The 5,573-nt window shown below is 45.1% G+C and carries 5 protein-coding genes; all 5 read left to right on the forward strand.

The window, feature by feature from the left end:
* The first annotated feature begins 107 nt into the window (after positions 1-107).
* The 5 genes from cmr4 to ACLFWI_RS25925 all read left to right on the forward strand — a co-directional run bounded on the left by cmr4 (position 108) and on the right by ACLFWI_RS25925 (position 5,454).
* Complete coding sequence (cmr4, locus tag ACLFWI_RS25905) at positions 108-977, forward strand: type III-B CRISPR module RAMP protein Cmr4 (RefSeq protein WP_446415308.1); 870 nt, start codon at positions 108-110, stop codon at positions 975-977.
* A gap of 205 nt (positions 978-1,182) precedes the next feature.
* Entirely contained in the window at positions 1,183-1,575 is a 393-nt protein-coding gene (locus ACLFWI_RS25910) for a hypothetical protein (RefSeq protein WP_446415309.1), read from the forward strand.
* Positions 1,575-3,242 carry an RAMP superfamily CRISPR-associated protein gene (locus tag ACLFWI_RS25915; RefSeq protein ID WP_446415310.1) on the forward strand — a complete coding sequence of 556 codons (1,668 nt, stop codon included), beginning with the start codon at positions 1,575-1,577 and terminating at the stop codon, positions 3,240-3,242. Before ACLFWI_RS25910 ends, ACLFWI_RS25915 begins: the two co-directional genes overlap by 1 nt.
* Positions 3,243-3,530: 288 nt before the next feature.
* Positions 3,531-5,201 (forward strand): hypothetical protein, encoded by a 1,671-nt coding sequence (locus ACLFWI_RS25920; RefSeq protein ID WP_446415311.1) that lies wholly within the window; start codon positions 3,531-3,533, stop codon positions 5,199-5,201.
* A gap of 61 nt (positions 5,202-5,262) precedes the next feature.
* On the forward strand, positions 5,263-5,454 hold the full coding sequence (locus ACLFWI_RS25925; protein WP_446415312.1) for a hypothetical protein: 192 nt from the start codon (positions 5,263-5,265) through the stop codon (positions 5,452-5,454).
* Positions 5,455-5,573: the final 119 nt, after the last annotated feature.

Consider the following 5,573-nt stretch of genomic DNA (forward strand, 5'->3'; position numbering starts at 1 on the left):
GCAAACTTTTATGGGGGAAGAGAAGGCAATAGGCAAAAAAGGCAATAGGCAACAGGCAACAGGCAATAGAGAAATAAAAAACAACCAATAACCAATAACCAATAACCATGAACAATTATCTCACCTACATATACCTACTCACCCCATTACACACGGGGGCAAGTTCCCAAGAAGGAAACTTAATGGGCATCGCCCGTGAAGTTCACACCGAATTTCCCTACTTACCCGCCTCCTCCTTACGCGGCAAAATTCGTTCAGAATTAGAAACCCTAAATTCAGACACCGCCGGACTATTATTTGGACAAAAGATTAAAGATGGAATGCAACCCACCGAAGGAGAAGTTTGGTTTGCCGATGCCACATTACTCTTTTTCCCCATCGCCTCCTTAAGTCATCATTTCATCTGGATTACCTGTCCCTTATGGCTAGAACGCTGGAATCGATGGTTAGATAAAGCCCCTCTTACTTCATTTATTCAAGACTGTCGCCGGGGTCTTTCTGAAACCCAAGCTTGTGTGAGTTTTCCACCCGCACCCCTTTATTTACAAACAGCACTTCTGAGACAATCAGACCTAACTCAACTCGATAGTTCCCCCCTATCTGAATCTTTAACCCCCCTCATCCAAACCCAAGGAATGATTTCTCAGCTAACCCAAAAACTGGTAATTTTAAGTGATGAAGACTGTAACGCCTTAGTCGAACTCGGCTTACAACGAGAAGTACGAGTCGCACTCGAAGAAACCAGCAAAACCGTTAAAGGGGGTTCCTTCCGTTCCGAAGAAGCCATTCCCCCCGAAGCTGTCTTATTCTTTCCCTGGGGTATGAAACAAAGTAAACATGAGGAGAAAACGCAACCCATGCGCCGCCATCTCCAGGAACATCTAAATCAACGCCTGCAATTTGGCGGGTTAGAAGGATTGGGGCGAGGTTGGACAGATTTACAAACCATAAAACTAACACAAAATCTTGAGATGTAAGATGTATTGGCTTCGTAGTCAGGGAACCTTAGCCCTCTCCAGCTAGGCGGAGAGAGAACTAAAGTTCTCACTACAAACAAATTTTAGCTGGGTCACGCCAGTAGGGTGTGTTAGCGTAGCGTAACGCACCTTAGCGAAGCGCAACACACCTTTATATTTGATGTAGCGACGTAAATTCTGAAACCATCCCAGAGAATTAATAAGTATGAAACTAGATACACGCCAATTCAGTCAAGCGGCGCATTCAGCCCTCGTTGAACTGAAACAGAAATTAAATGAACCCTACCATGAAAAAGCCAGTGGCTTAATCCAAGGCTTAACCACCTACATTTCCACTTGGGGATTACATCGCCTCAGTGGAGACATGAAGAAATTTTTAAACGGAACAGCAGAAGACACCAAATACAAAGGAGTAGTTTACCAAACCTTTCTCCAAAAACTCAAAGACTTTAGCGGTGAAGACTTTGACATTAACGACGAAGGCAGTTTAATTCACTTACCCCTACGCCAATACACCGCCTTAAATCATTTAGCCATACAGTTAGCCAAAGAATGGTCATTTTGGGCACCCGCTGTATTAGGAGAAGCAGAACAATAATGAGTAACAATCGCCATCACCCCACCCCTATATCCGCCGCCACCATGCGGACAACCGCTAGAACCAATCATCCCCAACCCACTGTCAAAAGGCAGCGTATTACCCCACCTCTACAAGCCTTAAATCATACCCTATTTATCGGTAAACCCACTGCCCAAGATGCCCTCAATGCCGCCGCCGATGCCGATGATACCTGTGAATCCGTTTACGAACAACTGACCCAAAAAACTAAATCCCTAGCCACAGAAACGCTTACCATCGAATTTCCCTGGCGGCTGCGAGTGGGAGGAACTCGTGGATTTAATGACTTACTTTTACCCGTATTTCATCCAGTTTATGGCATCCCTTATATCCCCGCCAGTAGTCTCAAGGGAATGGTTCTGGCTTGGGCGCGGACTGATTATCCTGACCAAGTAAATCGACTCTTTGGTACTCTAGACCAAGGTATCGGTTGTGTGCAGTTTCTGGATGCCTTCCCCACTCGACCTTCCCTGAGTGTGGATATGGCAAATTCCCAATGGCATTGGCAGAATCATCGGGTTAACTATCAACCTGAACCCCATGCTTTACTCTCCATGGAAATGCCTGAATTAGTAATTGGATTAGCCCCCACCTGTCGGGGGAATTCAGAGGACGTAAAACTCGTTAAGGGATGGTTGGAAAAAGCCCTGGCTGTATCCGGATTGGGGTCACGAGTAAGTGCCGGATATGGACGCACAAACTTAACTGAAAAACAGAAAGGTTGGCTAAAAAAAACCTATCAATTTCAGTTGTGGACAGCCGGAATGTATGGGGCTGAACAAAATAGCCCAGAATTTCGTCCCACTGCTGTGCGCGGGATGTTACGCTATTGGTTTCGGGCAATCGCCCTAGGATTATATCCCCCTCAACAATGTCAACACCTAGAAGCCATCCTCTTTGGTACTCTAGAACCTACTAGCCAATCGGGAACTCTTCGCATTGGCGTAGATTGGGAGGAGGAGGAGAGGGATAATGATCATCCTCACCTATATCAAGGTAAGATTTGCCTCGAAGCCCAGAATGAGAAACATTTAGTTTTAATTCGCCGCATCCTACAACTCGCCTCTCATTTAGGCGGAATTGGCAAAGGGTCAAGACGCCCTTTACATTGGAATCAACCCTATCCAGGATTACGTGGCTGTTATTGGCAATTAACCCAACCTCAATTATCATCAAGTCCAAACATCTGGCGGACAAAATTTCTACCTGCGGTAAAGGATGCGTTTCTCGCTGTAGAACCCCCTTCAGGTGTTCCCGGTAACGGTAATCCGGGGAAGCCAGGAGGACGATATCAGGATGTTTTGAATCACAACGCCCGGATTTATCTCGTACCTTGTCCTCAATTAAAACATCCCGAAGATATCCGCGATTGGCGGCGTGATGGAATAACTTCCCAGGTACGGGGAAAGGCGTTAACCCTGCTGTATGAACCTCGTTTTAAAGGGGTGAATCAACAGGGAGAGGGGAATGCTAATGTCGGCGGGTGTTTAGAAACGCCATCCTATGTGGTAATTAAATCCAATTTTCCCGAAGGCAAGACCCCCTATCAAACGGTAACAGTTTTCGGGGCAAATCAGTCGAGTCGCGCCGCTTTTATCCAAGCGTTACCCAAGGATTCTATTCCCGTTTGGACAACAAGTTCGTAGTAAGGGCTTGTAGTAAGGGAACCTTAGCCTTTTATTCCGTTGAGTTAACCCAGCCGACAACTTGAGTCATGGTGCGTTACGCTACCCTATCCTTCGGGAACGCTGCGCGAACGGAAACACTTCGCGAACGCACCCTACTGGCATGACCCAGCTAAAATAGGACTTTGTTTGTAGTGAGAACTTTAGTTCTCTAACGCCTAGCTGGAGAGGGCTAAAGCCCTTACTACGTACCCAATCTATTGCACCATTTTAGCTGGGTCACACCACTACAATTTCTACCTTTCTACCATGGCTATTTTAATCGCAAATATCGGCACATCTGACCTAACCGTAAACGTCGATGACTATTACTTTCCGATTGGCTTTAACCGCAATGAACCCAATATTGATGATTCCGATTTAACACCTGACGAAGACGTGGCTTGGCGAAATAGACGCGAATTTGTCGAACAAATCCTTTGCCAAGAATTAAACGTAAAACCCTTCACATTCCGCAACCTGACTCATAAACTGCGAGACGCTTATCAACAACAGCCAGAAGCATGGCATTCTCGGATTCGTCCGGGTCGAATTTGGGGAACCCTTGTTGAAGCGCAGGAAAAATTCAAGGTACGAACCGTCTATATTTTTATCACCAACCAACCACCGGGACCAGGACATGATTTAGATTCTGTCTATTTATTCGACATCTTGAACCAGTGGTTTCAGGCTGAACTGGGAGATACTATTCAACTAATCCCTGTTCCCATCCCGGCTACGGTATCCCCGATTGACCAAGATGGACTCCTCTACGAATATTATCAGTTTTTCAGCCAACTTAATCCCCAGGAGGAACTCCTCATTAGTATCAAAGGCGGGACTCCTCAAATGCAAACCGCTTTACGGGTGCAGGCGATGTCATCGGAGATTGGCAAACAACTGTTTATTGAACCTCACCTCTCGATTAAGAATGTTTTGGCTGGAAAGTATTCAGATTGTCACTTTATTTCCTATTGGCAGTATCGCCGTACTAAAACCTATCAAACCGTTAAACTGCTGCTGGATAAACGCTGGGATTTTAATGGGACAGTTGAAATCCTGAAAGCTTGGAAAGGGGTTCTCAAGTTCTTAAAGCCTTACATTTCAGATCAAAAATTGGTGGAAGAAGATCATCTGATTGCTAAAGTGATTCAAAATTTAGATATTGCCATTCACTGTTTCAACTTGGATAGCAAGACGGTCAACCAATCCATTCAAAGTTCCCAGTTACAGCTATCCAGTCAGTTAGTTAAACAGGTGAGTTCCTACAATCGATTGTTAAACCTTTACACCCAATGTCGTATCTATTGGAAATTAAACCAAGTTGCCAACTTCTTAACTGGGATGTCTTCCTTTTATGAGGAAACCCTTTATCAAGTGAACCAAAGGCTGAACCCGGAAGCCTATTTTGTCGGGGATTTGCAAAAATGGCATCTGGATACGGAGGTGATGCGTCGGGAAATGGGGGAAAAGTTATGGGAGTGGTTTAAAGAGTTAGATGATGGACACTGTGCTAAGTTACACCCTAATAATTTACGCAGACAGCCAAGATTTCAGTTGATGAATCGTTATCTCAAGCGCAATTTTATCCAGGTTTTGGTTAAGTGTCGTAATCTTCCCGAAGAAGATTTATTTTGGCAAGAGATGCTAACCTTATTAAAGCGTTTAGATTATTGGGCGATTCAGCGCAATCATTTAATTCATAGTAGTGACGGGGTGTCCAAGCAGCGGATGTGGGAGTTATGGCGTTCTCGTTCACCCAAAGACACTGACGCCTGTCAACCGAATCACATTCAATCGGTGATGAGTCAAATTCTTGAGAATGGGTTTGGGATTGTAGAGGATGAGTGGCGTCAGCAATTTGTCGGGGATCAGGCGAAATACTATATCTATTCTGAGGTTAAAGATTGGACAATTGAGCAGTTATTGGGTCAGGGATAAAGTTTGATGATTGTCTGTTGAGAGTTGTTGGGTTTACGTTTAAACTGAAGTTACGCAACGATTGGCGAATCGGGAGATAGAGAGCCAATTTTTTCATGCGATCGCGCTTTTTCTCCAAGTTGTGCGATCGCTTTTGACTTGCAAGCGTTTTGGACGCACGTCAGCAATAGGGCGCACGTCGGTGCGCCCCTACGGTTTCTTTTCTGTATTTGTTGGGCAGATTTCGTCGATTAATTTGGGCAAAAACTGGTGAAATCTCTGTAGGGGCGACCCGCTTGCATCAAGTAACAACACCTGTCCACTCAATTTGATCGGGTCGCCCTCTCTCGTTCACATCGTTTCCATTAATTCGACTTCTAGGGAAGTCTAAAG

It is taken from the genome of Coleofasciculus sp., assembly GCF_046539235.1.
In the GTDB taxonomy this organism is placed as follows: domain Bacteria; phylum Cyanobacteriota; class Cyanobacteriia; order Cyanobacteriales; family Coleofasciculaceae; genus Coleofasciculus.